Here is a 22,797-nt window from a genome sequence, read left to right as displayed (position 1 = left end):
ATCCACCTGTCGGTGTTGAGGGTGTCTCATGATCAATGCGGAAACGACGATCATTGCGCCGAACCGGCATAACTCATGGTTCCTTGTTCATGGTGCCAAACCGCAGCCATGGACTTTTGCTCCACGTCCGTCTTCCATTTCACGTCTGATGCGAACGCTTGATCGAGGCCATGCCTGTGTTAGGGCTGGGGCTCCGTCGAGAGGACAGACATGGCCGGTACAGTGCGAAAATACCCCTTGCTGCGGCGTTCGCGCGCGATGTGGGGCTCTCGCCGGGTGTGGCAGCCGCGGCTGGTGTTCTGGGCCGGCGCGATCTGCATCGGCGTGATCAGCGTGCTGTTCGCGGTGCTCGCCGACAAGGCGCAGGTGCTGTTCCATGCCATGACCGGCGATGACGGCGGCTGGCGCTTCTACCTATCTTTGGCGATCACGCCGCTCGGCTTCGTGCTGTGTGCCTGGCTGGCGCAAGCCTTCTTCCCGGGCTCGCAAGGCAGCGGCATTCCGCAGGCGATCGCGGCGCGGCATCTGCGCGACGACGACGACCGTGGCCACATCCTGTCGCTGAAGCTGGTGGCGGGCAAGATCGCGCTCACCCTGGTCGGCCTGTTCTGCGGCGCTTCGATCGGCCGCGAGGGACCGACCGTGCAGGTCGGCGCGTCGTTGATGCTGCAGGCGGCACGCTGGGGCGGCATGGCGCAGGCGCGCGGCCTGATCCTGGCCGGCTCGGCCGCCGGCATCGCGGCTGCCTTCAACACGCCGCTCGCCGGCATCGTCTTCGCCATCGAGGAAATGGGCCGCACCTACGAAGCGCGGACCAACGGACTGGTGCTGACGGCGGTGATCCTGGCCGGCATCGCCTCGCTCGGCCTGCTTGGCAACTACACCTATTTCGGCGTCTCGAAGGAGACAATCTCGTTTGCCGCCGAGTGGCCGCTTGTCATTGCCTGCGGCGTTATCGGCGGCGGCTTCGGCGCGCTGTTCTCGCTCCTGGCGCTGAAGGCGACGCGCCGGATCCGGCGCTGGAACACGGGGCAGCCCTTGCGGCGCGTCCTGCTGGTCGCCGCCATCTGCGGGCTCGGCGTCGCGGCGATCGGCATCGCCTCGGGCGGCTTGACCTTCGGCACCGGCTACGCGCAGGCGCGGGGCGCCGTTGAAGGGACGCCGCTGCCCTGGTTCTTCTTCGCGGAGAAGTTCCTTGCCGGGCTGCTGTCGATGGTCTCGGGCATTCCGGGCGGCATCTTTGCGCCTTCGCTTTCGGTCGGCGCCGGCATCGGCAGCTCGCTCGGCCTCGTCTTCGGCGCCAGCACGGGTGCGGCCGCGTTGCTCGGCATGGCCGGTTATTTCGCCGGCGTCGTGCAGGCGCCGATGACGGCCTTCGTCATCATCCTGGAGATGACCGGCAATCACGACAATGTCATCGCGCTGATGCTGGCCTCGATGCTGGGCTACGGCACGGCGCGCATGATCTCGCGCGAGCCGCTCTATCACGCGCTGTCGCGCGTCTTCATCGCGGAAGCCATCCGCAGGCGCAGGGCGGCGGAGGCGGCGCCGGAATCAGGCCCGGCGTGAAGAACAAAGGCCGGACTCAAGGGGGCCGGCCTCTCTGTTCAAAGCGAAATTTCGATTATTTGCAGTTGGCGATCGACGACAGCGCCGCCGAGATGCCTTTCAGCGAGAAGACGTAGGAGGTGGTGTTGCCGCGGCCGGACTTGGCCTGCACCTTCATGTCGGTGCCGGATTTCATGGCGGCGATCAGCACCGGCTCCTCGGCGGCGTTCTCGACCCAGGCCGACTTGCCGCGCGTGAACATCGAAAACGTCTTCTTGTCGATGGTGACGGTGGCCTTGGAGTTTTCCTGGAAGGTGTAGCCGGCGATGAATTGCGGCTCGTAGGACACCTGCTGGCCGGGCCGCTGGCTGACGAAGAAGAACATGTCGCCATGGTCGAGCGTCGGCGGCTGCTTGTCGGTCGGCACGGTGAGGACATAGCAGACCTTGCCGCCCGATGCCTGGTAGCTGTAGGTGCCCCAGGCATTGTGCTGGCCGATCTTGGTCGCCTGCTGCGCCATCGCCGGCGCTGCGAAGGCCACCAGGACCAGGCTCGAAACTGTAGCAATCAATCCGCGCATCGTTTTTCCCGTATTCCAAATGGTGCGGAGGCGGGCCGCGTGGCGTCCTGCCGTCGCTTCATTTTGATTTAATCTGGGTTACCAAACGGTGAATTACCTCTGAGAAAAGGACGCTCACCCCAGGAAACCGCCGCCGTCTTCGCGCCGCCGCCTTTCAAGCGGCTGGCGCGATGTCCCTTCGGCGACTTGGAGGGCATGAAAGCGGCAAGAGTTTGACTTTTCCACAAGCCCTCTGAACGCTGGTGTCCAGCGCGCGCGAAGGCCGGTTCCAGGGCTCAGCCCTTGTCCGATATGGCGTCCTTGGCGGCCTGCCGGTGCGCCGGCGTGATATGGGCGCTGACGGCGGTGATTGCGGCGGTGAGCACGGCGATATCGTCGGTGAAGCCGAGGCCGAGGACGAAATCGGGGACCATATCCACCGGCAGGACGAAATAGCCGAGTGCCGCCACCAGGATGCCTTTTGCGCGCAGCGGCGTGTTCTTGTCCATGGCGCAGTAATAGGCCGCGACGACATCTTCCATGAACGGGATCTGCCGCGCGGCCTTCTTGGCCGTGCGCCAGAATTTCTCGCGCACCTCGCTCTCACCGCCCAGCCTGTCGCCAAAGCCGAAGAAATCAAAACCGGATTTTTGCGCCATCAATTTCTCCTTGCGGGCTCATGCGCTTGCCTGCGCATGGCCGCGGGGCAAAATGTGGTGAAACCCGACGCTTGCTGCAAGAGCTTGGGAGATCGCTGGCCTGAAAATCGGGATCAGTCTTTACCGTGCTGTCCTGCGGATCAGGTGATGCCGGCCTAGCGGACACTCCGCTGGCAGTCGTCCTCCCTTGGAGTTCGGCGGCAAACGCCCCTCCCGTCGTCATTCTAGGGCGAAGCAAGGAGCGAAGCGACGCGGCGCAGACCCTAGAATCCATGCCGCGACTCAAGAGCGACGCAGCGGTGCTGAATTCTGCTCGACTGCACCCCTTGGTCAACGTCGCGGCATGGATCCTCGGGTCTGCGCGTCCGCTTCGCTCCCGCTCCGCCCGTGGATGACGAAGCCGGGGTTGCCGCACCTATGGATTACCCTAACCAACAAAGCGGTTCATTTTCTTCGCCAACTCGATGTCAAGCGCCGTGACTCCGCCGGCATCGTGCGTGTTCAGCGTCACGTCGACGGTTTTGTAGACATTCGACCAGTCGGGATGATGGTCCATCTTCTCGGCCGCAAGCGCGACGCGGGTCATGAAGGCGAAGGCTTCGGAGAAATTCCTGAAGGTGAACGTCCGTTTGATGGAAGCGCCATCGGCAGCCAGCGCCCAGCCTTCGAGGTCTGTCAGCGCCGCGACGATGGCTTCCTTGCCAAGTTTCTCTCTCGTCATGTCCGGTTCCTGTGCTATTTCGAAGATGACTTTCACCATAGCGCCGGATCGATGAGCACGAAGCCCATAAAATCCATTCTGTTCGTCTGCCTGGGCAACATCTGCCGCTCGCCGCTGGCGGAAGGCGTGCTTCGTTCCGTGCTGACGGAACGTGGACTGGGCCGGGACATAGTGCTCGATTCGGCCGCAACCAGCGACTGGGAGGTGGGCTCCGCCCCCGATTGGCGTTCGATCGCCATCGCGTCGCGCCACGGCATCGACATATCGGAACTGCGGGCACGCAAGATCACGCCCGAGGATTTCTCGCGTTTCGACCTGATCTTCGGCATGGACAGGTCGAACGTCGCCGACCTGAAGACGCTGGCGCCTGCCGCCGTGCGCGACCGGATCCACCTGTTCCTGGAATTTGCGCAGGGAGAGGCGCGCGACGTGCCGGATCCCTATCACCATGGCGAGGAAGCCTTCGCCGAGGTCTACCGCATGATCCGCGAAGCGTCGGAGGCGCTGGCGACGCGGCTTGCCGCGCGCGTATCTGCGCCCAACAGCGGCCAGGCTTCCTCGACGATGTAGGGGCCGCCGCCGACCGAATCGCGCGACGACATCAAGACGAACCGGCTGATGCGGAACGGCAAGGTCGAAAAATTGCCGCGCGCCGAAAGATATTGGGCGACGTCCAGCGGGCTCGAATTGCGCAGGCGCGCCAGTGTGACATGCGGCATGAACTTGCGCGGATCGGCCGGAATGCCGAGCCGCTGGCAGATGCGCTCGATTTCAGCCTGAAGCGCCGAGAGATCCGGCGAGGCAGAGACCCCGGCCCATACGGCATGCGGTTTCTTCTGGCCGAAAGCGCCGACGCCCGACAGCGTCAGCGGGAAGGAGGGGCGGTGGACGCGGTCGAGCGCGTTGGCGATCTCGTCGGCGACATGGCCTTCGACATCGCCGATGAAGCGCAGCGTCAGATGATAGTTCTCGACGTCGATCCAGCGGGCCCCGGGCAGGCCGCCCCTGAGCAGGGATAGCGAAAGGGCGGCGTCACGCGGAATTTCGAGGGCGGTGAAAAGACGCGGCATGAAGAGCCTCCCTTCCTCGAATCGAACTATGCCCCTAGCGAATCATCGATAATCAAGCGGGGCAAGAGGTTTGTTGGTCACAGGTCTCGTCAAAAAAGGGCCTATCCCGTCTCACGATCCTCCCGGCGCCGCCGCGATGGCCTTCTCGACCGCAGGCAGGATGCGCTCGACCATCTGGGCGACCCCCTTGGCGTTCGGATGCAAGCCATCCTCAAGCTGCAGGGCGGACCGGCCGGCTACGCCGTCGAGAAAGAACGGGTACAAGGTAACGCCGTATTTTGCGGCCAGTTCCGGAAAGATGGCGTCGAAGGCGTTCTGATAATCGGCGCCGAGATTGGGCGCTGCGCGCATGCCGGCCAGCAGAACGGCGATCTTGCGCTGTTTCAGCTTGGCCAGCATCGTATCCAGGTTCTTGCGGGTGATGTCGGGGGAAACGCCGCGCAGCATGTCGTTGGCGCCGAGTTCGAGGATGACAAGCTGTGTGCCGTCCGGCACCGACCAGTCGAGCCGCGCCAGCCCGCCGCTGGAGGTGTCGCCGGAAACGCCGGCATTGGCGACGGTCACATCCCTGCCCCTGGCGCGCAGCGCCGCCTGCAGCCTGTCGGTAAAACCTTCGTCGGGTCCGAGGCCGAAGCCGGCCATCAGGCTGTCGCCGAAACCGACGATCTTGAAAGGCTCGGCGCGTGCCGACGAAATGGCGCCGCAAATGGCGAGGAAAACGATCAGGCCTGCGGCAATTCTGCGTTGGAAAGACATGCGGCAGGTCCCATATGACAGAGAATTCTTCCGGCGACGGCCCGGCAGGCGAAGCCCTCATCTCCATATAGGACGCTTTCATTTTGACAGAAGCCGTCATCGAGCTGAAAGACGTATCGCTGACATTGGGCGAAGGCGCCTCGTCCGTCCATGTGCTGAAGGGCGTCAGCCTCGATGTGGCGCGCGGCGAGGCGACCGGCATCGTCGGGCCGTCGGGGTCGGGCAAGTCGACGCTGCTCATGGTTCTCGCCGGTCTGGAAAGGGTCGATTCGGGCACGGTACGAATCGCCGGCGAGCTGCTCAACGGCAAGAGCGAGGATCAGATCGCATCGTTTCGGGGGCGAAACATCGGCATCGTGTTCCAGTCCTTCCATCTCATCCCCAATATGACGGCGCTCGAAAATGTCGCCGTGCCGCTGGAGCTGGCCGGCCATGCCGATCCGTTCTCGGTGGCGGAACGCGAGCTGGCGGCCGTCGGTCTGAGTGACCGCGTCACGCACTATCCTGGGGAACTTTCGGGCGGCGAGCAGCAGCGCGTGGCGATCGCCCGGGCGCTGGCGCCGTCGCCGCGCATCCTCATCGCCGACGAGCCGACCGGCAATCTCGACCAGGCGACCGGCAGGCAGGTCGTCGATCTCCTGTTCGCCAAGGCGGCCGAACGCGGCATGACGCTGGTGCTGGTCACGCATGACCAGGCGCTCGCGGCGCGCTGTTCGCGCCAGGTCTCTATGCGCTCCGGCAGGATCGAGGCACCGGCGCCGACCAAGGCCATCGCCTGATGTCACCGGCGCGGACGTTAAAACTCGCCGTCCGCTTCTCCTTGCGCGAGATGCGCGGCGGCCTGTCCGGTTTTCTGATCTTTCTTGCCTGCATCGCGCTCGGCGTCGCAGCGATCGGCGGCGTTAATTCCGTGGCCCGCTCGATCAGTGGCGGCGTCGCCAACCAGGGCCAGACGCTGCTTGGCGGCGATCTGCGCTTCCAGCTTAACCAGCGCGACGCAAGCGAAGCCGAACGCGGCTTCCTCGATGGGCTGGGCACGGTGTCGAGAACCGCCAGCATGCGTTCGATGGCGCGGCTTGCCGACGGCTCCGATCAGGCGCTGGTCGAGGCCAAGGCCGTCGACGAGGCCTATCCGCTTTACGGTGCGCTGGAAACCGAGCCGGCGCTGACGAAGCAGGAACTGTTTGGCGAACAGTTCGGTGTTTTCGGCGCGGCCGCGCCCGACCTGCTGTTCGAGCGGCTGCATGTGAAGCTCGGCGATCGGCTGAAGCTCGGAACCGCCACCTTCGAACTGCGCGCCAGGCTGGTCACCGAGCCCGATGCCGTGTCCGAAGGTTTCGGTTTCGCGCCGCGCCTGATGATCTCGACCGAGGGCCTGGTCGCGACAGGGCTGGTTCAGCCGGGCAGCCTCGTCGAGAATTCCTACAAGATCCGGCTGGCCGCCGACGCCGACGAGGCGCGGCTCAAGGCCATCCAGGACAAGACTGCCAAGGAGTTCCCGGAGTCCGGCTGGTCGATCCGCACGCGCAGCAATGCGGCCCCGGCGCTCTCTTCCAACATCGAACGCTTTTCGCAATTCCTGACCCTGGTCGGGCTGACGGCGCTGGTGGTAGGCGGCGTCGGCGTCGCCAACGCGGTGCGCGCCTATCTCGACGGCAAGCGCGGCGTCATCGCCACCTTCAAGAGCCTGGGCGCATCGGGCGGCTTCGTCTTTGCCGTTTACCTCGTGCAGATCCTGATGATCGCGGCCCTCGGCATCGCCGCAGGTCTGGTGCTCGGCGCACTGATGCCCTTTGCCGCGAGCGCCGCGCTTCAGTCGGTCGTTCCGGTGCCGGCGCAAGGCGGCTTTTATCCCGGCGCTCTCGGCATGGCAGCGCTGTTCGGGCTGCTGGTGACGCTGGCCTTCGCGCTGCTGCCACTCGGTCGCGCCCGCGATGTGCCGGCGACCGCGCTGTTCCGCGAGATGGGACTGGAGGGCCGCGGTTTTCCACGCCCTGTCTATGTCGTTTCGGCGCTCGGCATCGCAGTGCTTCTTGCAGCGCTCGCCATCCTGTTTTCGGGCGACCAGCGCATCGCTTCGATTTTCGTCGGAGCCACCATCTTCGCCTTTCTGGTGCTGCGTCTGGTCGGCGCGCTGGTGCAATGGGCGGCAAGGAAGAGTCCGCGCGTGCGCTTCGTGGCGCTCAGGCTCGCCGTCGGCAACATCCATCGGCCGGGCGCGCTGACGCCGTCGGTGGTGCTGTCGCTGGGGCTTGGGCTGACGCTGCTGGTGACGCTGGCGCTGATCGACGGCAATCTGCGGCGGCAGATCTCCGGCAGCCTGCCGGAGCGGGCGCCGAACTTCTTCTTCGTCGATATCCAGAGCAGCGATGTCGACGGCTTCTCCAGTCTGATCAGCAAGGAGGCCCCGCAGGGGACGCTTGCCAAGGTGCCAATGCTGCGCGGCCGGGTGATGGCGCTGAACGGCGTTGCCGTCGACAAGGTCAAGGTACCGGCGGAGGGCGCTTGGGTGCTGCGCGGCGATCGCGGCCTGACCTATGAGGCCAAGCAGCCGGACAACGCGACGCTGACCGAGGGCAGCTGGTGGCCGGCCGATTATACCGGCGAGCCGCTCGTCTCGTTTTCCGACAAGGAAGGCAAGGAAATCGGGCTGAAGCTCGGCGATACCGTCACCGTCAACGTGCTCGGCCGCAATGTCACGGCCAGGATCGCCAATTTCCGCCAGGTCGAATGGGAGACGATGGGCATCAACTTCGTCATGGTGTTCTCGCCCAACACATTTGCCGGCGCGCCACATGGCTGGGTGGCGACGCTGACCGAAAAGAGCGCCACCGCGGCTGATGACGCCCGCATCCTCAATGCCGTCACCCGCGCCTTCCCGGCAGTCACTACGGTCCGCGTCAAGGACGCGCTCGACATCGTCAACCGTCTGGTCGGACAGCTCGGCGCGGCGATCAGGGCGGCGGCCGGCGTGGCACTGATCGCGTCGGTGCTTGTGCTGGCCGGCGCGCTCGCCGCCGGCAACCGGGCGCGCATCCATGACGCGGTGGTGCTGAAGACGCTCGGTGCGACGCGGCTGACGCTGATATCGGCCTTCTCGCTCGAATACATGCTGATCGGCCTCGCCACGGCGGTCTTCGCGCTCGCCGCCGGCAGTGCCGCCGCATGGTTCGTCGTCGCCCGCATCATGACATTGCCATCGCATTTCATGCCGGAAGTGGCGGTGGCGACCATTCTCTTTGCGCTGGTCATCACCGTCGGCATCGGTCTCGCCGGCACCTGGCGGGTGCTCGGCCACAAGGCAGCGCCCGTGCTGCGAAACCTCTGAGTCCGCATCGGTTCCACCCCGCCGACGGCCGGCATTTGGTTAAATCGACGTAATGTTTCGCGGCCAAAGGGCTGGAAAACCGCGCCATGCGTGCCTCACGAAGCATTACACCCGGTTACGGTCTTGTTCTTGACGCGAATAACCATCATATTTCGCCGCAGGCATGCTGGAGTCCCGCCAGCGGCGCCTGGGTCCGGGTGGACCCGACACCGGACGGGGCAGAAGCAATAGAGGACCACAATGGCTGAACCCATTCGCAACTATCAGACGCGCGCCGTGCCCGGCGCCGCCGTCGACATCGATCAGGGCCTGCGCGCCTATATGATCAAGGTCTACAATTTGATGGGGCTTGGTCTCCTCATCACTGGTCTTGCCGCCGTCGGCACGATCATGCTGGCCACAACCACCGATCCGGCCTCGGCTGTCGCGACGCTGCCGAGCGGTGAGATGCTGACCTCGTTCGGCTACGCGATCTTCGGCTCGCCGCTGCGCTGGCTGGTGATGCTGGCCCCGCTGGCCGCCGTTCTGTTCCTGTCGTTCCGCGTCCAGTCGATGAGCGTGTCGGCGGCGCAGACGACGTTCTGGGTCTATGCGGGCCTGGTCGGCCTGTCGCTGTCGTCGATCTTCCTGGTCTACACCACCGCCAGCATCTCGCAGACCTTCTTCGCCACCGCCGCGGCCTTCGGCGCGCTGTCGCTGTTCGGTTACACGACCAAGCGCGACCTGACGGCGATGGGCTCGTTCCTGATCATGGGCGTGTTCGGCATCATCATCGCGATGGTGATCAACATCTTCCTGCAGTCGTCGGCGCTATCCTTCGCCGTCTCGGCGATCGGCGTGCTGGTCTTCGCCGGCCTCACCGCCTACGACACGCAGAAGATCAAGGAGATGTATTTCGAGGGCGACGCCTCCGACGTCGCTGGCCGCAAGGCCATCATGGGCGCGCTGACGCTCTATCTCGACTTCATCAACCTGTTCATGTTCCTGCTCCAGTTCATGGGCGACCGCCGCTGAGGGCTGGTCCGCGTCATGGTCTGACTGGACCATCGGGTTTGGAAGGGGCGGCCCAACGGCCGCCCTTTTCTTTTGCGCCGACCTTTGCTGTTATTGCAGGCAGACAAGAGGCCTGCATAAAGAATGAGCACTATCGTTATACGGGCCGCGCGCGCGGCCGACCTCGACGCCATTACGCAAATCTATGCCGACGCTGTGACCCGCGGCACGGCGAGCTACGAGCTGGAGCCGCCAGGCCGCGCCGAAATGGGCATGCGATTCGACACGCTCCAGGCCGGCGGCTTCCCTTACCTTGTGGCGGAAAAGGATGGCGCCGTGCTCGGCTATGCCTATGCCGGTCCCTTCCGGCCGCGCCCGGCCTATCGCTTTGTCGTCGAGGACTCCGTCTATGTCGCGCCTGATGCCAAGGGCCAGGGTGTCGGCCTCAAACTGATGCAAAGCCTGATCGCGGCCGCCGAGGCTGCGGGCTTTCGCCAGATCGTCGCGGTGATCGGCGATGGCCATCCCGACAGCGCTTCCGTCAAGCTGCACGAAAAGCTCGGCTTTCGTCATTCCGGCCGCCTCGAAGGCTCCGGCTACAAGCACGGACGCTGGCTGGACACGGTGTTCATGCAACTGGCGCTGAACGGCGGTGCATCCGCCCCGCCAGATCCGGAATCATTGCCGGAACGGAAATTCCACCAAGAAAAATAAGGGCTTAGATGAGCGCCAAGACTGAGGTCAACCGAGCAATTGCGCCGCGGTTCAGGCCTCGACCAGCTTCAGCTTGCTGTCGAAGACGCCGAGCACACGGCCAAGCTCCTGCCCGCGCTTGAGGATACGGCCGCCCGCGGCGATGACGGCGAAGGCGCCTTGTTTGCGTGCCAGTTTCGGGTCCTTGACGATCTGGAACAGCGGCACCTCGCTGGCCCGGCGGAACACTGAAAACACGGCCCTGTCGGTGAGATGATCGATAGCGTAGTCGCGCCATTCATTGGCGGCAACCATGCGCCCGTAGAGTTTCAGGATCTGGTCCAGTTCGCGCCGCTCGAAGCGCACCGGCTGGTCGAGGCGCGCACGGCGTGCCTCGTGGAGCGGGATCAGTATCGCGGATGCGTCGCCATCCTCCGTCCCGCCGCCGTGATCGGTCATGCCTCGATCCTTCAAAAATGAATCTTTGCCAACCAAAGTTGGCGCTTTCGCCATCGAATTGCAAGTGCCGGCGAAGCGGTGCGGACCCGCGCCATTTCCGTCGCGTCCAGTCACGTTTGCAAACGACATGTTGGAATTGGTGATGCTCCGCCACATTCTCGCCATTTTTTATCCGCGCTCATGCCCCAATGTCCGACGAATTTACCGGCGTTGCCTGAGACGGTTCGGTCCGGCACCGGCTCGTAAACCCCAAGCCCCCCGCCCACGGGTCTGCGTCGGATCGAACCAACCTCGGTTTTTCCTCGGAAAGACCGGGTGCGACGATCCCAAAACCTAAATGACCGACGTCAGAAGCAAGCTGACGTCGGTTTTTTCATGCCTGGATCGCCGCTAATGCGGATTTCCCGCCGTATGGACGGTTTTCAGCCCGATCCTGTGCGACCGGCAGGATCGATGGGCGCCGAAATCTTGGCATGCCGTCCGCGCTTGCCAACGCCATCACCACTTAATAAGGTGTTAAGTGAAACGGGAGCGGCAATGCCACGCATATCGGACTCCACGGCGAAAGAGGTGAATGGTACGGTCGCGGCCACCCCTGAGGCCGGCGGCGTCGGTCCCCGCATCAAGGCGCTGCGCATGGCAAGGCGCGTCTCGCTGCGCCGGTTGGCCGACATGACCGGCACGACGGCGAGCTTCATCAGCCAGCTCGAGCGCAATCTGTGCGGCGCCAACACAGGCACGCTGCTCAGGATCGCCGCCGCTCTCGATCTCGGCATCAACGACCTGTTCGAGGGCAGCAGCCGTCCGTTGCACAAGGTGCTGAGGCGCGAGGAACGGCCTGTCGTTCCCGTCGGCGTGCGAGGCCGCAAGATGCTTTTGTCGCGGCGGCCGATCCATCAGTTCGAGGTTTATGCGGGGCATTTCGAGGTCGGCGGCTCGACCGGCGACGACGCCTATGTGCATGGCGGCGAGCATGAGATGTTCATGGTGCTCAAGGGAACCGTCGAACTGACGCTTGCCGACGAGCGCCATCTGATGCGCGAAGGCGACAGCGTCGAATACGCGACCTCGGTGCCGCACCGCACGGTCAATGTCGGCGACACACCGGCGGAGGTGCTCTGGATCATCGCGCCGCCGACCGCCGGCGCGCTGGAACTCGATCAGTACAGGACCGGAAACCGCTCGCATCCGGGTGAATGAGAACAAATGCGAGCTCTGGAATGGGAGAGTTGAACATGAGAGTGAAATTTGCACATGCGGCGTGCCTGGGCGTGCTTCTGGCGGCGACGGCCGCGCTCGCGCAATCGAAGCCGGTTGCCGGAGAGGTGGCCGAAGGCTCGCTGAAGGGCAAGACCCTGACTTTCGTGTCCTATGGCGGCATCTACCAGGACGGCCAGGCGGCAGCGCTCAAGGAGTTCGTGGACAAGTCGGGCGTCAAGCTGCTCAATGACGGCCCGACCGAGATCGCCAAGCTGCAGGCGCAGGTCGAGTCCGGCAATGTGACATGGGACGTTGTCGATACCGACGATCTGCCGCCTTATGTCTATTGCGGCAAACTGTTCCAGAAGCTGGACTTCACCAAACTCGACGTCTCGAAAATTCCCGAGGGCCAGGTCGGCGAGTGCTCGGTGCCGGCGATGAACTACGGCGTCGTGCTGATGTACAACACCGAAAAGTACAAGGACAATCCGCCCAAGAGCTGGGCCGACTTCTTCGACACGCAGAAATTCCCCGGCGTGCGCGGAATCGACGGCTCCGGCAGCCCGACCGGTGGCTTGCTGGAACAGGCGTTCAAGGTTGCCGGCGGGGACCCCAAGGCGATGACGGTGGCCGATATCGACAAGGCCATCGATGTGGTTCGCAAGCTCGGCCCCGATACCATCTTCTGGAAGACGGGTGCAGAATCGCAGCAACTCGCCGAATCCGGCGAGGCCGACATGCTGATGATGTGGACAGGCCGCGCCATGACCGCGGTCAAGAACGGCGCCAAATACGCACCGGCCTGGCAGGACTGGCTGGTGGTGATGGATCAGATGACGATCCCCGTCGGCGCCAAGGACACGGAGGCATCCTACGCGCTGCTCAACGCCTATCTTGGCAAGCACGCGCAGGAGGTGTTGACGGAGCAAACGTCTTACACGCCGATCAACAGTGAAGCGCAGCCCAAGGTCGACGCTTCCGTCTCCGCTTTCCTGACCAACACGCCCGAACGCCAGAAGCAGGGCTACAAGCAGAACTTCAAGTTCTGGGTCCCGAACTTCGCGGTGGCGCAGGAGAAGTGGTCCGCGCTGATGTCCGGCAACTGACCGGCTGAGGGAGACCAAAAGCCGTGAGCGCGTCCCAGCCAACCATTCCGGCCGCCGAAAGGCGCCGGGCATGGCGGCCGTTCGCGCTCGCGCTGCCGGCGCTGGTCCTGCTCTTCGCGGTGATTGGCTATCCGCTGCTCACCATCGTCGTGCGCAGCCTGTCGGAGCCGCAGTGGGGCCTACAGAACTATATCTGGTTCTTCGGCGCGCCCATCAACCTAGCCGTGCTCCGGCGGACCTTCCTCATTTCAGCATGGGTCACGCTGGTCTGCGTGGTTTGCGCCTATCCCTATGCCTATCTGATGACCGCGGTCCGACCACGCGTGCGCTTGGTGCTGCTGCTATGTGTGTTGATCCCGTTTTGGGTGAGCGGCGTGGTACGCACTTTGTCCTGGGTGATACTGCTGCAGGATTCGGGGGTCATCAACTCGATCCTGCGGGCGCTCGGGTTCGGTGGCATCAGGCTGATCCGCACTCAGACGGGCGTGGTCATCGGCATGGCGCAGGTGCTTTTGCCTTTCATGATCCTGCCGCTCTATTCGGTCATGAAAGGCATCGATCTCAGGCTGATGCAAGCCGCGCGGAGCCTCGGGGCGAGACCCTCGCGCGCGTTCCTCACGGTGTATCTGCCGCTGTCGCTGCCTGGCGTCTATGCCGGTGCGATCATCGTCTTCATCCTGGCGCTCGGCTTCTACATCACGCCGGCCCTGCTCGGCGGACCGCGCTCGACGATGCTGTCGACGCTGGTGCAGACACAGGTGCTCAGTCTCCTGCAATGGGGCAGGGGCGGCGCCATGGGCGTGGTGCTGCTCGTCACGACCTTCGTGCTGCTGGCGCTTGCCGCGCCCGTGATGCGGTCCAGCCATCGGCAAGCGGGGCGGCCCTGATGGAGATGAAGCCGCTTACCCGCCTCATGCTGGGCCTTGTCTGCCTGCTGGTAGCCATATGGTTGGTGGCACCGACGCTCGTCGTGGTGCCGATGTCATTCAACGAGAACAAATCGCTGGCATTTCCACCCCAGGGCTTCTCCTGGCAATGGTACGAAAATTTTGTCACCAATCCGGATTGGTCGACCAGCTTCCTCAACTCACTGAGGGTCGCATCGATCGTTGCGGTTCTGGCAACGGTGCTCGGCACCCTTGCCGCCTTCGGCCTCGACCGCATGCAGGCGCGGCCGGCAAACCTCCTGCGCATGCTGATGCTGACGCCGATGGTGGTGCCGGGCGTGGTCCTGGCCATCGGCATCTACGCCGTCTATCTCGACACGCGGCTTGTCGGCACGCTGCTCGGCTTCGTGCTGGCGCACACCATCCTTGCGCTGCCTTTCGTGCTGATCGCCGTTTCGGCCAATCTCGAAGTGTTCGACAAGCGGCTGGAGACAGCCGCGGCGAGCCTGGGCGCAGGTTCGCTCACCACGTTCCGCACGGTGACGCTGCCGCTGATTGCCCCTGGGGTACTGTCCGGCCTGCTGTTCGCCTTCGCCACCTCCTTCGACGAGATCGTCGTGTCGCTGTTCATCACCAATCCCTATCTCAAGACGTTGCCGGTGCAGATCTTCGCTTCCATCACGCGCGACGCCGATCCGACGGTCGCGGCCGTCGGCACGATCCTCTTATGCGCAACGACACTGCTGATCGGCGGCGGCATGCTGCTTCTTGGCCGTGAGCGGAAGGGAGGCTTATGAATCGGAAAGCGGAAAATCGTGGTGCGGCGATCGACCTGGAGTCGGTAAGCAAGGCCTATGGTTCCTTCAAGGCGCTCGACGGCGTGTCGCTGCGAATCGAGCCGGGTGAATTCATGACGCTGCTCGGCCCGAGCGGCTCAGGCAAGACGACGACGCTGAACGTGATCGCCGGCTTTACCGACCTGACCAGCGGCAAGCTGCTGGTCGGGGAAAAGAGCGTGGTCGGCGTGCCGGCGCACAAGCGCAACATCGGCGTGGTCTTCCAGCACTATGCACTGTTCCCGCACATGACGGTCGGCCGCAATGTCGCCTATCCGCTGAAGCTGCGCGGCGTCACCGGGGCAGAACGCGAACGCCGCGTCCGCCACGCGCTCGACATGGTCAAGATGGCCGATTTCGGCCATCGCTTTCCAAGCGAGCTTTCGGGCGGCCAGCAGCAGCGCGTGGCGCTGGCCCGCGCCATCGTCTTCGATCCGCCGCTGCTGCTGATGGACGAGCCGCTCGGCGCGCTGGACAAGAAACTGCGCGAATGGCTGCAGCTCGAGATCAAGCGCATCCACCGCGAACTCGGCACCACCTTCGTCTATGTGACGCACGACCAGGAGGAGGCGTTGGTGCTCTCCGACCGCATCGCCGTGTTCAACCGCGGCGGCATCGAGCAGATCGGCACCGGCCGCGAACTCTACGACGAGCCGGCGACGCTTTTCGTCGGCAAGTTCATTGGCGATTCTACCGTGCTGCGCGGCCCCGCCGCCACTTCCGGCAACGAGACGGCGATCGAGATATCAGGCCAGAGAGTGGCGACCGCCAAGCGTCTCGCCAATGGCGGCAAGCCGGTGATGCTGCTGCGTCCCGAAAAGCTGGCGCTTGCGCGTCGCGGCGGCGGGGATGGCCGCAACCGGCTCGCCGGGCGTATCGGCGAAGCCATCTATCTCGGCTCCGGCTCCAAATACGAGGTGGAGCTCGCCGACGGCTCGAAAGCCATCGTGCGCTCGACGCTCGAGGCGGACACTTTTGCCATTGGAGACGAGGTCGACGTGCTCTTCGCCGGCGGCGACGTGAAGCTGCTCGCCGATGACGACAAGGCCGACCTGACCCTTACCTGAAACAGAGCGGCCTCGCCTTTCCATGGAAAACGACGAGGCCGCCTCCTCTCTTGGTTTTTAACGCAGTTCCGGACGGGAAACCGCTCCACACTTTTCCTGGAATCGCACGGAGAACGGATCACAAGATGCAAGCCCAGCGCAATGGCGACGTGTCGTTCTGGTATGCCGACATAGGTGGCCCGCCGGCCAGCCGCCCACCCTTGCCCGGCGACATCGAGGCCGATGTCTGCATCGTCGGCGCCGGCTATACCGGACTGTGGACGGCCTACTATCTGAAGAAGGCGGAGCCCGCGCTGCGCATCGCCATCGTCGAAAAGGAGTTCGCCGGCTTCGGCGCCTCGGGCCGCAATGGCGGATGGCTGTCCGGCGGCTTCAGCTGGTCGCGCGAGAAATATGCAAAAACCTCCTCGCGCGGGGCGGTGATCGACATGCAGCGCGCCATGTCCGGCACGGTCGACGAGGTGATCGCGATTGCCGCTGCCGAAGGGATCGACGCCGATATCCGCCGCGTCGACAACATCACCGTCGCCACAAACGCCGCGCAGCTTGAGCGCGCCAAAGCCGAGTACGAAGAGGCCCGGCACTGGGAAATGCCGCCGGAGCGGTTGGCCTTCCTCGGTGCGCAGGAAGCGCGCGAGCGCATCGCCATCGACAATGTACTGGGCGCCTTCGTCGTGCGCGACGTCGCGCGCGTGCAGCCGGCCAAGCTGGTGCAGGGTCTGGCGGCGGCGGTCGTTCGGCTCGGTGTTCCGATCTACGAGCAGACGCAGGTGCTGGCGCTCGAGAAGGGCAAGGTCACCACCGACCGCGGCGTCGTGCGCGCCGAAAAGATCGTGCGCGCCACCGAGGGCTTCACCGCCGGCATTGCCGGCTACGAGCGTCTCTGGCTGCCGCTGAACAGCGCCATCGTGGTGACCGAGAAGCTGCCGCAGAAGCTCTGGGACGAAATCGGCTGGAGCGGCTACGAGGTGCTGGGCGATGCCGCGCATACCTACTGCTATGCGCAGCGCACGCGGGAAGGCCGGATCGCCATGGGCGGCCGGGGCGTGCCCTACCGCTTCGGATCGCGCACCGACACGCGCGGCAAGACACAACAGGCGACCATCGACCAGCTGCACGAGATCCTGACCAGGCTGCTGCCGCAGACCAAAGGCGTGCGGCTCGACCATGCCTGGTGCGGCACGCTCGGCGTGCCGCGCGACTGGTGCACGACGTGCGGCTTCGATCGCGAAAGCGGCATCGGCTGGGCCGGCGGCTATGTCGGGCTCGGCGTTTCCAGTTCGAACCTGTCCGGCCGCACCTTGCGCGACCTGGTGCTCGGACACGACACGGAGCTGACCCGGTTGCCTTGGGTCAACCGCACGGTGAAGAAATGGGAGCCGGAGCCGCTGCGCTGGCTCGGCGTCCACGCCATGTACCAGCTCTACCGCATCGCCGACCGGCGGGAGGCAAATGGCCTGGGGCGGACGTCGCGCCTCGCCGCTTTCGCTGATCGTCTGACCGGCCATTGAGGCAGGTCACTCAAACGCGATTCCGTTTGGTCGACAGGCATGAATGGAGACCGACAGCGCGTCGCATCATTTCCGTTTTCGGCGGCGCGCTTCAGAGCCTTCGATCGAACGGCGCATCGGAACCGGGGCGGTGAATGAAGGCGGCGCCCAGGATGGGCCCTGGCAGGCCGTCCTTGCCGACGGACTGCAAAAGCACGGCGCAGCCGCCCTTCTTGGAAATCTCACTCATCGGCAATTCGTAGCGCTGCGCCTTGCCGTGCCAGATGCCCGCTGTCTGGATGCCGGTCACCGCGTTCCAATAGGTCATCTTGCGGCCCGTGTTCTCGCCCTGGCCGATCGTGACCGTCTGCGGCGGCTCGAAATAGACGATGACGACATGGGCATCGCTGGGACCGGTCCCGCCATCGCCGGTATCGATCATGACGCGGTCGCTGGTCCGGCTGACCTTGATGGCGACCCGCATGTCTTCGCCGATCCTTGCCATGCGGGCGAGTTGGCCATCGACCTCGCCGCGATTGGCGCCGTTGACATGGACCCGGCCGTTGATGACCGCCTGCGGCGTATAGACTGAGCGGTTGCCGAAGGCCCGCATATACTCATATTGCCGCTCGGTGTTTTCCTTGCTGCTCAGCGTGTCCCGCCAGCCGAGATAATCCCAGTAGCCGACGTGATAGGAGAGCGCGACAAGATCCTGCCTGGCGGCAAGTTCGGAGAAGAAGGCGTCGGCAGGCGGGCAGGAACTGCAGCCTTGGCTGGTGAACAGCTCGACCACGCCCACGGGCCTGTCGCCCTGGGGCTTGTCGGCCGGGAGCCCGCCGGACTCGCCGGCGTGCCCGGCACCGGCAAACGCCGAGAAGGCCAGCGCGAACGCTGCCAGCCACAATGATCTACGCGAGGCCATGACCATTCCAATTCCCGCCGGTGATGCCGGCTTTGTTTTGATTGGCTGAAATATGTGGCAGAACCGGAAGTCAACGGGAAGTCACGTTGCGGTGAAATTTTGCCATTGCAAGCCTGGGTAGGGCGGCAATAGGAGAAGCCCACTGCATTTCAACCGGCGGTTCGATTCGGGGGCGGGATCATCATCATGTGGCAAAGTTTCCTGGCTCCAGTCGATCTCTATTGCGAGCGAACCGGTCCTGAACTTTGGGCCGAGCCGGTGAATGCTTTGACCAACCTGGCTTTCATTGCCGCGGGACTATGGGGCGTCCGCGAAGTGCGGCGATGCAGGACCGGCATTTTCGCCGAGGTCCTGGCCTGGTGGGTGGTGGCGATCGGCGTCGGCTCGACGATCTTTCACATCTTCGCCACCAAGGGAACGGTCTGGGCCGACGTGGTGCCGATCGCCGGCTTCACGCTGGCCTACACGCTGTTCAACCTGCGCCGCTTCCTGCGCCTGGAATGGGGCAAGGCGATCGCGATCTTCGTCGTTTTCTATGCCGTTGTCGGAGCGATAACTCTGGCCGTGCCGGATTGGCTGCGCCAGGCGTCGAACGGCACCACAGGCTACCTGCCGCCGTTCCTGGCGCTCGCCTTCTTCGGTGTCTGGGTGACGGCCAGCGGCAATCGCGCCGGCTGGTATAATCTGGCCGGATCGGCGATCTTCGTGCTGTCGGTCATCTGCCGCATGATCGATCCGCTGGTCTGCACCAGCTTCCCGCTCGGCACGCACTTCCTCTGGCACCTGCTCAACGGGCTGATGCTGGCTGTGCTGCTGGCCGCCGCGGCGCGCTACGGCGCGCCACAGCGAGGCAGTAGTAGGCAGTAGGTCCTATTTCCTACTGCCTAAGCCCTACTCCCTTGCCGCTACGCGGCAAGATCGCGCAACACGTACTGCAAAATGCCGCCGTTCTTGAAGTAGTCGAGTTCGTCAAGCGTATCGATGCGGCAAATGATCGGCACCTTCTTCACCGTGCCGTCGCCATAGGTGATCCTGGCTTCCATCTTCTGGCGCGGCTTGAGGGCGTCCAGGCCGTCGATCTCGACCAACTCATCCCCTTTCAGGTTGAGCGAAGCCCATGAGGTGCCTTCCTCGAAGACGAAGGGGATGACGCCCATGCCGACCAGATTGGAGCGGTGGATGCGCTCGAAGGACTGGGCGATGACCGCGCGGACACCAAGGAGATTCGTTCCCTTGGCCGCCCAGTCGCGCGACGAGCCGTTGCCGTATTCGACGCCGGCGAAGATGACCAGCGGCACGCCTTCCTTCTTGTATTGCATCGCCGCGTCGTAGATCGATTCCTCTTCCTTCGACGGGTAATGGATGGTGTAGCCGCCTTCCCTGCCATTCTCGCCCAGCATGTGGTTGCGGATGCGGATGTTGGCGAAGGTGCCGCGCATCATCACCTCATGGTTGCCGCGGCGCGTGCCGTACTGGTTGAAGTCGGCAACGCCGACGCCATGCTCGGTGAGGTATTTGCCGGCCGGCGAGGCGGCCTTGATCGAGCCCGCTGGCGAAATGTGGTCGGTGGTGATCTTGTCGCCGAACAAGCCCAGCACGCGGGCGCCCTTGATGTCGCCGATCTTGCCGAAGCCCGTGGTCATGCCGGCGAAATAGGGCGGGTTCTGCACATAGGTGGAATTGTCGTCCCAGGCATAGGTCTGGCCTTCCGGCGCCTTGACGTTCTGCCAGTTCTCATCGCCCTTGAAGACGTCGGCATATTTGCGGGCGAACAGCTCGCGCGTCACGTTCTTCTCGATGAATTCCTGGATTTCCGCCGAGCTCGGCCAGATATCCTTGAGGTAGACCGGCTTGCCGTTCCTGTCCTCGCCGAGCGGCTCGGTGGTCAGGTCCTTCGTCACCGTGCCGGCCAGCGCGTGCGCCACGACCAGCGGCGGCGAGGCGAGATAGTTGGCCTGCACGTCGGGCGAGACACGGCCCTCGAAGTTGCGGTTGCCGGAAAGCACCGCGGCGGCAATCAGACCCTTATCGTTGATGGTCTTGGAGATCGGCGCCGGCAGCGGGCCGGAATTGCCGATGCAGGTGGTGCAGCCGAAGCCGACCAGGTTGAAGCCGATCTGGTCGAGCTCCTTCTGCAGGCCGGATTTCTCGAGGTATTCGGCGACCACCTGGCTGCCTGGCGCCAGCGAGGTCTTCACCCAGGGCTTCTGCTTGAGGCCGAGGCGATTGGCGTTGCGGGCGAGCAGGCCGGCGCCGATCAGCACGCTCGGGTTCGAGGTGTTGGTGCAGGAGGTGATGGCGGCGATGACGACGTCGCCATGGCCGAGATCATGGCCGGTGCCTTCGACGGCGTAGCGCTTCGAGATTTCAGCCGCCTTCTTGTATTCGGTGTCCATAGCCTTGACGAAGCCGGCCGGGATGCCTTCCAGCGCGACGCGGCCCTCTGGGCGCTTCGGGCCGGCCATCGACGGCACGACGTCGCCGAGATCGAGCTCCAGCAAGTCGGTGAAGACCGGGTCGGCGGAGCCTGCGTCACGCCACATGCCTTGCGCCTTGGAGTAGGCTTCGACCAGCGCGATGCGGCTTTCCTCGCGGCCCGACATTGTGAGGTAGCGGATGGTCTCGCTATCGACCGGGAAGAAGCCGCAGGTGGCGCCATATTCAGGCGCCATATTGCCTATGGTGGCGCGGTCGGCCAGCGTCATATTGGAGAGACCGGGGCCGAAGAATTCGACGAACTTGCCGACGACGCCCTTCTTGCGCAGCATCTGGGTGACGGTGAGCACGAGGTCGGTGGCGGTGACGCCCTCCTTCAGCTTGCCGGTGAGACGGAAGCCGATGACCTCGGGCAAAAGCATGGAGACGGGCTGGCCGAGCATGGCCGCCTCGGCTTCGATGCCGCCGACGCCCCAGCCGAGCACGCCGAGGCCGTTGATCATTGTGGTGTGCGAATCGGTACCGACGCAGGTGTCGGGATAAGCGGTCGTTTCGCCGTCCTCGGTGTTGGTCCACACCACCTGGCCGAGATATTCGAGGTTGACCTGATGGCAGATGCCGGTACCGGGTGGCACGACGCGGAAATTGCGGAACGCCTGCTGGCCCCATTTCAGGAACTTGTAGCGTTCCTCGTTGCGCTCATATTCGAGCTCGACATTGCGCGCGAAGGCCATCGGCGAGCCGAACTCGTCGACAATGACGGAATGGTCGATGACGAGGTCGACCGGCACCAGCGGGTTGATCTTTTGCGGGTCGCCGCCGAGCGAGGCCATGGCGTCGCGCATCGCCGCCAGGTCGACCACCGCCGGAACGCCGGTGAAATCCTGCATCAGGACACGGGCAGGGCGATAGGCAATCTCGACGCCGGCCGTCCCCTTGTCGGTCAGCCAGCCGGCGACGGCCTTGATCGAGTCCTTGGTGACGGAGCGGCCGTCCTCGTTGCGCAGAAGGTTCTCCAGCAGAACCTTCATCGAATAAGGCAATTGGGCGATGCCGATGAGGCCGTTCTTCTCGGCCTCGACGAGGTCGAAATAGGTATATTCGGCGTCGCCCGCTTTCAGCGTGCGGCGGCAATTGAAACTGTCGAGGGATTTTGACACGTGCGATCCGTCCTTGTCTGTTCAGCCTGAAAGGGAACGGACGCCGATGGCATGCAATCACGCGCAAAGGTGCGGGTACGGCCATTTCCGCTGTCCGCTCCCAAGCAACCCGAGCCGTTCAAGGCGGCGCGTGCGCTGGTTCGGCGCTAGTTCTGTTCCCGCGCCGACCGCTGGCACGGATGCACCGCATATAGAGAATTTTCTGGAATAGTTCTAGACAGTTAAAAAGCAAATTTGTGCGATGCGGCAGGGGCCGAGGCGGATTGTTTCAGGGCGGGCGAGGGATGCGGCTTATCGCCGAAAATCTGGGCGGCGAACGCGGCGGCGAGACGGTGTTTTCGGGCATTGGCTTTGACCTCGATCAAGGCCAGGCGCTTGTCGTCACCGGGCCGAACGGATCAGGCAAATCGACCTTGCTCAGGATCGTCGCCGGACTGCTGCCGAAGGCTGAAGGCAATTTGCTGATCGAGGGCGGCGGCGATGAATTTCCGTCGATCGCTTCGGCCTGCCACTATCTCGGCCATCAGAACGCAATGAAAACGGCGCTCAGCGTGACGGAAAACCTGCGCTTCTGGCGCGACTTCAACGGCGGTGGATCCTTCGGCGTCGAGGAGGCGCTGGAGACGGTCGGACTGGGCGGCATCGGCCATCTGCCGTTCGGCTATCTCTCGACCGGGCAAAGACGACGCGCGGCGATCGCGAAACTGCTGGTCAGCCACCGACCGATCTGGCTGCTCGACGAGCCGACGGCGGGTCTGGACAAGGATTCGGAGGCGCGATTCGCGGGATTGATGAGGGGGCATTGTTCCGAGGGCGGGATGATCGTCGCGGCAACGCATCTGCCGCTCGGGATCGAGGGGGCGCAGACGTTGAGGATGGGGCAGGCCTTTTGATGACGGCACTCTAC

At 64.2% G+C, this 22,797-nt stretch carries 22 protein-coding genes; 14 read left to right on the top strand and 8 right to left on the bottom strand.

Going from position 1 to position 22,797, the window contains the following annotated elements:
- The first annotated feature begins 210 nt into the window (after positions 1-210).
- On the top strand, positions 211-1,569 hold the full coding sequence (locus tag FJ951_RS06495) for a chloride channel protein (protein ID WP_140514029.1): 1,359 nt from the start codon (positions 211-213) through the stop codon (positions 1,567-1,569).
- A gap of 55 nt (positions 1,570-1,624) precedes the next feature.
- Here FJ951_RS06495 and FJ951_RS06490 read toward each other — a convergent pair whose 3' ends face one another.
- From FJ951_RS06490 to FJ951_RS06480, 3 genes are all read right to left on the bottom strand, one after another.
- Positions 1,625-2,128 carry an invasion associated locus B family protein gene (locus tag FJ951_RS06490; RefSeq protein ID WP_140492199.1) on the bottom strand — a complete coding sequence of 168 codons (504 nt, stop codon included), beginning with the start codon at positions 2,126-2,128 and terminating at the stop codon, positions 1,625-1,627.
- Between the two features lie 275 nt (positions 2,129-2,403).
- A complete protein-coding gene (locus tag FJ951_RS06485; protein ID WP_140514028.1) occupies positions 2,404-2,766 on the bottom strand; it encodes a YkvA family protein in 363 nt (120 codons plus the stop codon).
- Between the two features lie 427 nt (positions 2,767-3,193).
- On the bottom strand, positions 3,194-3,487 hold the full coding sequence (locus FJ951_RS06480; protein WP_140514027.1) for a 4a-hydroxytetrahydrobiopterin dehydratase: 294 nt from the start codon (positions 3,485-3,487) through the stop codon (positions 3,194-3,196).
- A 51-nt stretch (positions 3,488-3,538) separates the two neighbouring features.
- On the opposite strand from FJ951_RS06480, the gene FJ951_RS06475 reads away from it, so the two are divergent.
- Positions 3,539-4,057 carry a low molecular weight protein-tyrosine-phosphatase gene (locus tag FJ951_RS06475; RefSeq protein ID WP_140514026.1) on the top strand — a complete coding sequence of 173 codons (519 nt, stop codon included), beginning with the start codon at positions 3,539-3,541 and terminating at the stop codon, positions 4,055-4,057.
- On the opposite strand, the gene thpR is transcribed toward FJ951_RS06475, so the two are convergent.
- Together thpR and FJ951_RS06465 are read right to left on the bottom strand one after the other, a co-directional pair.
- Positions 3,961-4,557 carry an RNA 2',3'-cyclic phosphodiesterase gene (thpR, locus tag FJ951_RS06470; protein WP_140514025.1) on the bottom strand — a complete coding sequence of 199 codons (597 nt, stop codon included), beginning with the start codon at positions 4,555-4,557 and terminating at the stop codon, positions 3,961-3,963. The two genes, FJ951_RS06475 and thpR, sit on opposite strands and share 97 nt — an antisense overlap.
- A 111-nt stretch (positions 4,558-4,668) precedes the next feature.
- Positions 4,669-5,313, bottom strand: a complete 645-nt coding sequence (locus FJ951_RS06465; RefSeq protein WP_140514024.1) for an arylesterase — start codon at positions 5,311-5,313, stop codon at positions 4,669-4,671.
- A gap of 83 nt (positions 5,314-5,396) precedes the next feature.
- On the opposite strand from FJ951_RS06465, the gene FJ951_RS06460 reads away from it, so the two are divergent.
- From FJ951_RS06460 to FJ951_RS06445, 4 genes are all read left to right on the top strand, one after another.
- Complete coding sequence (locus FJ951_RS06460; protein ID WP_140514023.1) at positions 5,397-6,092, top strand: ABC transporter ATP-binding protein; 696 nt, start codon at positions 5,397-5,399, stop codon at positions 6,090-6,092.
- Positions 6,092-8,641, top strand: coding sequence for an ABC transporter permease (locus FJ951_RS06455; protein ID WP_140514022.1), 2,550 nt, complete (start codon positions 6,092-6,094; stop codon positions 8,639-8,641). Before FJ951_RS06460 ends, FJ951_RS06455 begins: the two co-directional genes overlap by 1 nt.
- A gap of 240 nt (positions 8,642-8,881) precedes the next feature.
- Positions 8,882-9,655 (top strand): Bax inhibitor-1/YccA family protein, encoded by a 774-nt coding sequence (locus FJ951_RS06450; protein ID WP_140492223.1) that lies wholly within the window; start codon positions 8,882-8,884, stop codon positions 9,653-9,655.
- A gap of 123 nt (positions 9,656-9,778) precedes the next feature.
- On the top strand, positions 9,779-10,348 hold the full coding sequence (locus FJ951_RS06445; protein ID WP_140514021.1) for a GNAT family N-acetyltransferase: 570 nt from the start codon (positions 9,779-9,781) through the stop codon (positions 10,346-10,348).
- 51 nt (positions 10,349-10,399) lie between these two features.
- Here the strand turns inward: FJ951_RS06445 and FJ951_RS06440 are convergent, their stop codons facing one another.
- On the bottom strand, positions 10,400-10,786 hold the full coding sequence (locus FJ951_RS06440; RefSeq protein WP_140514020.1) for a DUF2794 domain-containing protein: 387 nt from the start codon (positions 10,784-10,786) through the stop codon (positions 10,400-10,402).
- A gap of 537 nt (positions 10,787-11,323) precedes the next feature.
- On the opposite strand from FJ951_RS06440, the gene FJ951_RS06435 reads away from it, so the two are divergent.
- The 6 genes from FJ951_RS06435 to FJ951_RS06410 all read left to right on the top strand — a co-directional run bounded on the left by FJ951_RS06435 (position 11,324) and on the right by FJ951_RS06410 (position 17,393).
- On the top strand, positions 11,324-11,986 hold the full coding sequence (locus FJ951_RS06435) for an XRE family transcriptional regulator (RefSeq protein WP_140514019.1): 663 nt from the start codon (positions 11,324-11,326) through the stop codon (positions 11,984-11,986).
- A 35-nt stretch (positions 11,987-12,021) separates the two neighbouring features.
- Complete coding sequence (locus FJ951_RS06430; RefSeq protein ID WP_181165196.1) at positions 12,022-13,092, top strand: extracellular solute-binding protein; 1,071 nt, start codon at positions 12,022-12,024, stop codon at positions 13,090-13,092.
- Between the two features lie 23 nt (positions 13,093-13,115).
- Entirely contained in the window at positions 13,116-13,979 is an 864-nt protein-coding gene (locus tag FJ951_RS06425) for an ABC transporter permease (protein WP_140514018.1), read from the top strand.
- Positions 13,979-14,776, top strand: coding sequence for an ABC transporter permease (locus FJ951_RS06420; protein ID WP_140514017.1), 798 nt, complete (start codon positions 13,979-13,981; stop codon positions 14,774-14,776). Before FJ951_RS06425 ends, FJ951_RS06420 begins: the two co-directional genes overlap by 1 nt.
- Positions 14,773-15,882 carry an ABC transporter ATP-binding protein gene (locus FJ951_RS06415; protein ID WP_140514016.1) on the top strand — a complete coding sequence of 370 codons (1,110 nt, stop codon included), beginning with the start codon at positions 14,773-14,775 and terminating at the stop codon, positions 15,880-15,882. Before FJ951_RS06420 ends, FJ951_RS06415 begins: the two co-directional genes overlap by 4 nt.
- Before the next feature lie 125 nt (positions 15,883-16,007).
- Entirely contained in the window at positions 16,008-17,393 is a 1,386-nt protein-coding gene (locus FJ951_RS06410) for an FAD-binding oxidoreductase (RefSeq protein ID WP_140514015.1), read from the top strand.
- Positions 17,394-17,484: 91 nt separating this feature from the next.
- On the opposite strand, the gene FJ951_RS06405 is transcribed toward FJ951_RS06410, so the two are convergent.
- Positions 17,485-18,300: a thioredoxin family protein gene (locus FJ951_RS06405; protein WP_140492249.1), complete on the bottom strand. Its 816-nt coding sequence runs from the start codon at positions 18,298-18,300 to the stop codon at positions 17,485-17,487.
- A gap of 180 nt (positions 18,301-18,480) precedes the next feature.
- On the opposite strand from FJ951_RS06405, the gene FJ951_RS06400 reads away from it, so the two are divergent.
- A complete protein-coding gene (locus FJ951_RS06400) occupies positions 18,481-19,161 on the top strand; it encodes a ceramidase domain-containing protein (protein ID WP_140492252.1) in 681 nt (226 codons plus the stop codon).
- Positions 19,162-19,199: 38 nt separating this feature from the next.
- On the opposite strand, the gene acnA is transcribed toward FJ951_RS06400, so the two are convergent.
- On the bottom strand, positions 19,200-21,890 hold the full coding sequence (gene acnA / locus FJ951_RS06395) for an aconitate hydratase AcnA (RefSeq protein WP_140514014.1): 2,691 nt from the start codon (positions 21,888-21,890) through the stop codon (positions 19,200-19,202).
- Positions 21,891-22,174: 284 nt separating this feature from the next.
- Here acnA and ccmA point away from each other — a divergent pair, with 284 nt between their 5' ends.
- On the top strand, positions 22,175-22,783 hold the full coding sequence (gene ccmA / locus FJ951_RS06390; protein WP_140514013.1) for a heme ABC exporter ATP-binding protein CcmA: 609 nt from the start codon (positions 22,175-22,177) through the stop codon (positions 22,781-22,783).
- Positions 22,784-22,797: the final 14 nt, after the last annotated feature.

Origin of the sequence: Mesorhizobium sp. B2-2-3 (genome assembly GCF_006442405.1) — a bacterium.
In the GTDB taxonomy this organism is placed as follows: Bacteria; Pseudomonadota; Alphaproteobacteria; order Rhizobiales; family Rhizobiaceae; genus Mesorhizobium.
This window is presented reverse-complemented; position numbering and strand designations above follow the sequence as displayed.

What these genes read in the sequence shown, in the direction of transcription:
- FJ951_RS06495 (WP_140514029.1), top strand. Translation starts at nt 211, where the DNA reads ATGGCCGGTACAGTGCGAAAATACCCCTTGCTGCGGCGTTCGCGCGCG.
- FJ951_RS06490 (WP_140492199.1), bottom strand. Translation starts at nt 2,128, where the DNA reads ATGCGCGGATTGATTGCTACAGTTTCGAGCCTGGTCCTGGTGGCCTTC.
- FJ951_RS06485 (WP_140514028.1), bottom strand. Translation starts at nt 2,766, where the DNA reads ATGGCGCAAAAATCCGGTTTTGATTTCTTCGGCTTTGGCGACAGGCTG.
- FJ951_RS06480 (WP_140514027.1), bottom strand. Translation starts at nt 3,487, where the DNA reads ATGACGAGAGAGAAACTTGGCAAGGAAGCCATCGTCGCGGCGCTGACA.
- FJ951_RS06475 (WP_140514026.1), top strand. Translation starts at nt 3,539, where the DNA reads ATGAGCACGAAGCCCATAAAATCCATTCTGTTCGTCTGCCTGGGCAAC.
- thpR (WP_140514025.1), bottom strand. Translation starts at nt 4,557, where the DNA reads ATGCCGCGTCTTTTCACCGCCCTCGAAATTCCGCGTGACGCCGCCCTT.
- FJ951_RS06465 (WP_140514024.1), bottom strand. Translation starts at nt 5,313, where the DNA reads ATGTCTTTCCAACGCAGAATTGCCGCAGGCCTGATCGTTTTCCTCGCC.
- FJ951_RS06455 (WP_140514022.1), top strand. Translation starts at nt 6,092, where the DNA reads ATGTCACCGGCGCGGACGTTAAAACTCGCCGTCCGCTTCTCCTTGCGC.
- FJ951_RS06450 (WP_140492223.1), top strand. Translation starts at nt 8,882, where the DNA reads ATGGCTGAACCCATTCGCAACTATCAGACGCGCGCCGTGCCCGGCGCC.
- FJ951_RS06445 (WP_140514021.1), top strand. Translation starts at nt 9,779, where the DNA reads ATGAGCACTATCGTTATACGGGCCGCGCGCGCGGCCGACCTCGACGCC.
- FJ951_RS06440 (WP_140514020.1), bottom strand. Translation starts at nt 10,786, where the DNA reads ATGACCGATCACGGCGGCGGGACGGAGGATGGCGACGCATCCGCGATA.
- FJ951_RS06435 (WP_140514019.1), top strand. Translation starts at nt 11,324, where the DNA reads ATGCCACGCATATCGGACTCCACGGCGAAAGAGGTGAATGGTACGGTC.
- FJ951_RS06430 (WP_181165196.1), top strand. Translation starts at nt 12,022, where the DNA reads ATGAGAGTGAAATTTGCACATGCGGCGTGCCTGGGCGTGCTTCTGGCG.
- FJ951_RS06420 (WP_140514017.1), top strand. Translation starts at nt 13,979, where the DNA reads ATGGAGATGAAGCCGCTTACCCGCCTCATGCTGGGCCTTGTCTGCCTG.
- FJ951_RS06415 (WP_140514016.1), top strand. Translation starts at nt 14,773, where the DNA reads ATGAATCGGAAAGCGGAAAATCGTGGTGCGGCGATCGACCTGGAGTCG.
- FJ951_RS06410 (WP_140514015.1), top strand. Translation starts at nt 16,008, where the DNA reads ATGCAAGCCCAGCGCAATGGCGACGTGTCGTTCTGGTATGCCGACATA.
- FJ951_RS06405 (WP_140492249.1), bottom strand. Translation starts at nt 18,300, where the DNA reads ATGGTCATGGCCTCGCGTAGATCATTGTGGCTGGCAGCGTTCGCGCTG.
- FJ951_RS06400 (WP_140492252.1), top strand. Translation starts at nt 18,481, where the DNA reads ATGTGGCAAAGTTTCCTGGCTCCAGTCGATCTCTATTGCGAGCGAACC.
- ccmA (WP_140514013.1), top strand. Translation starts at nt 22,175, where the DNA reads ATGCGGCTTATCGCCGAAAATCTGGGCGGCGAACGCGGCGGCGAGACG.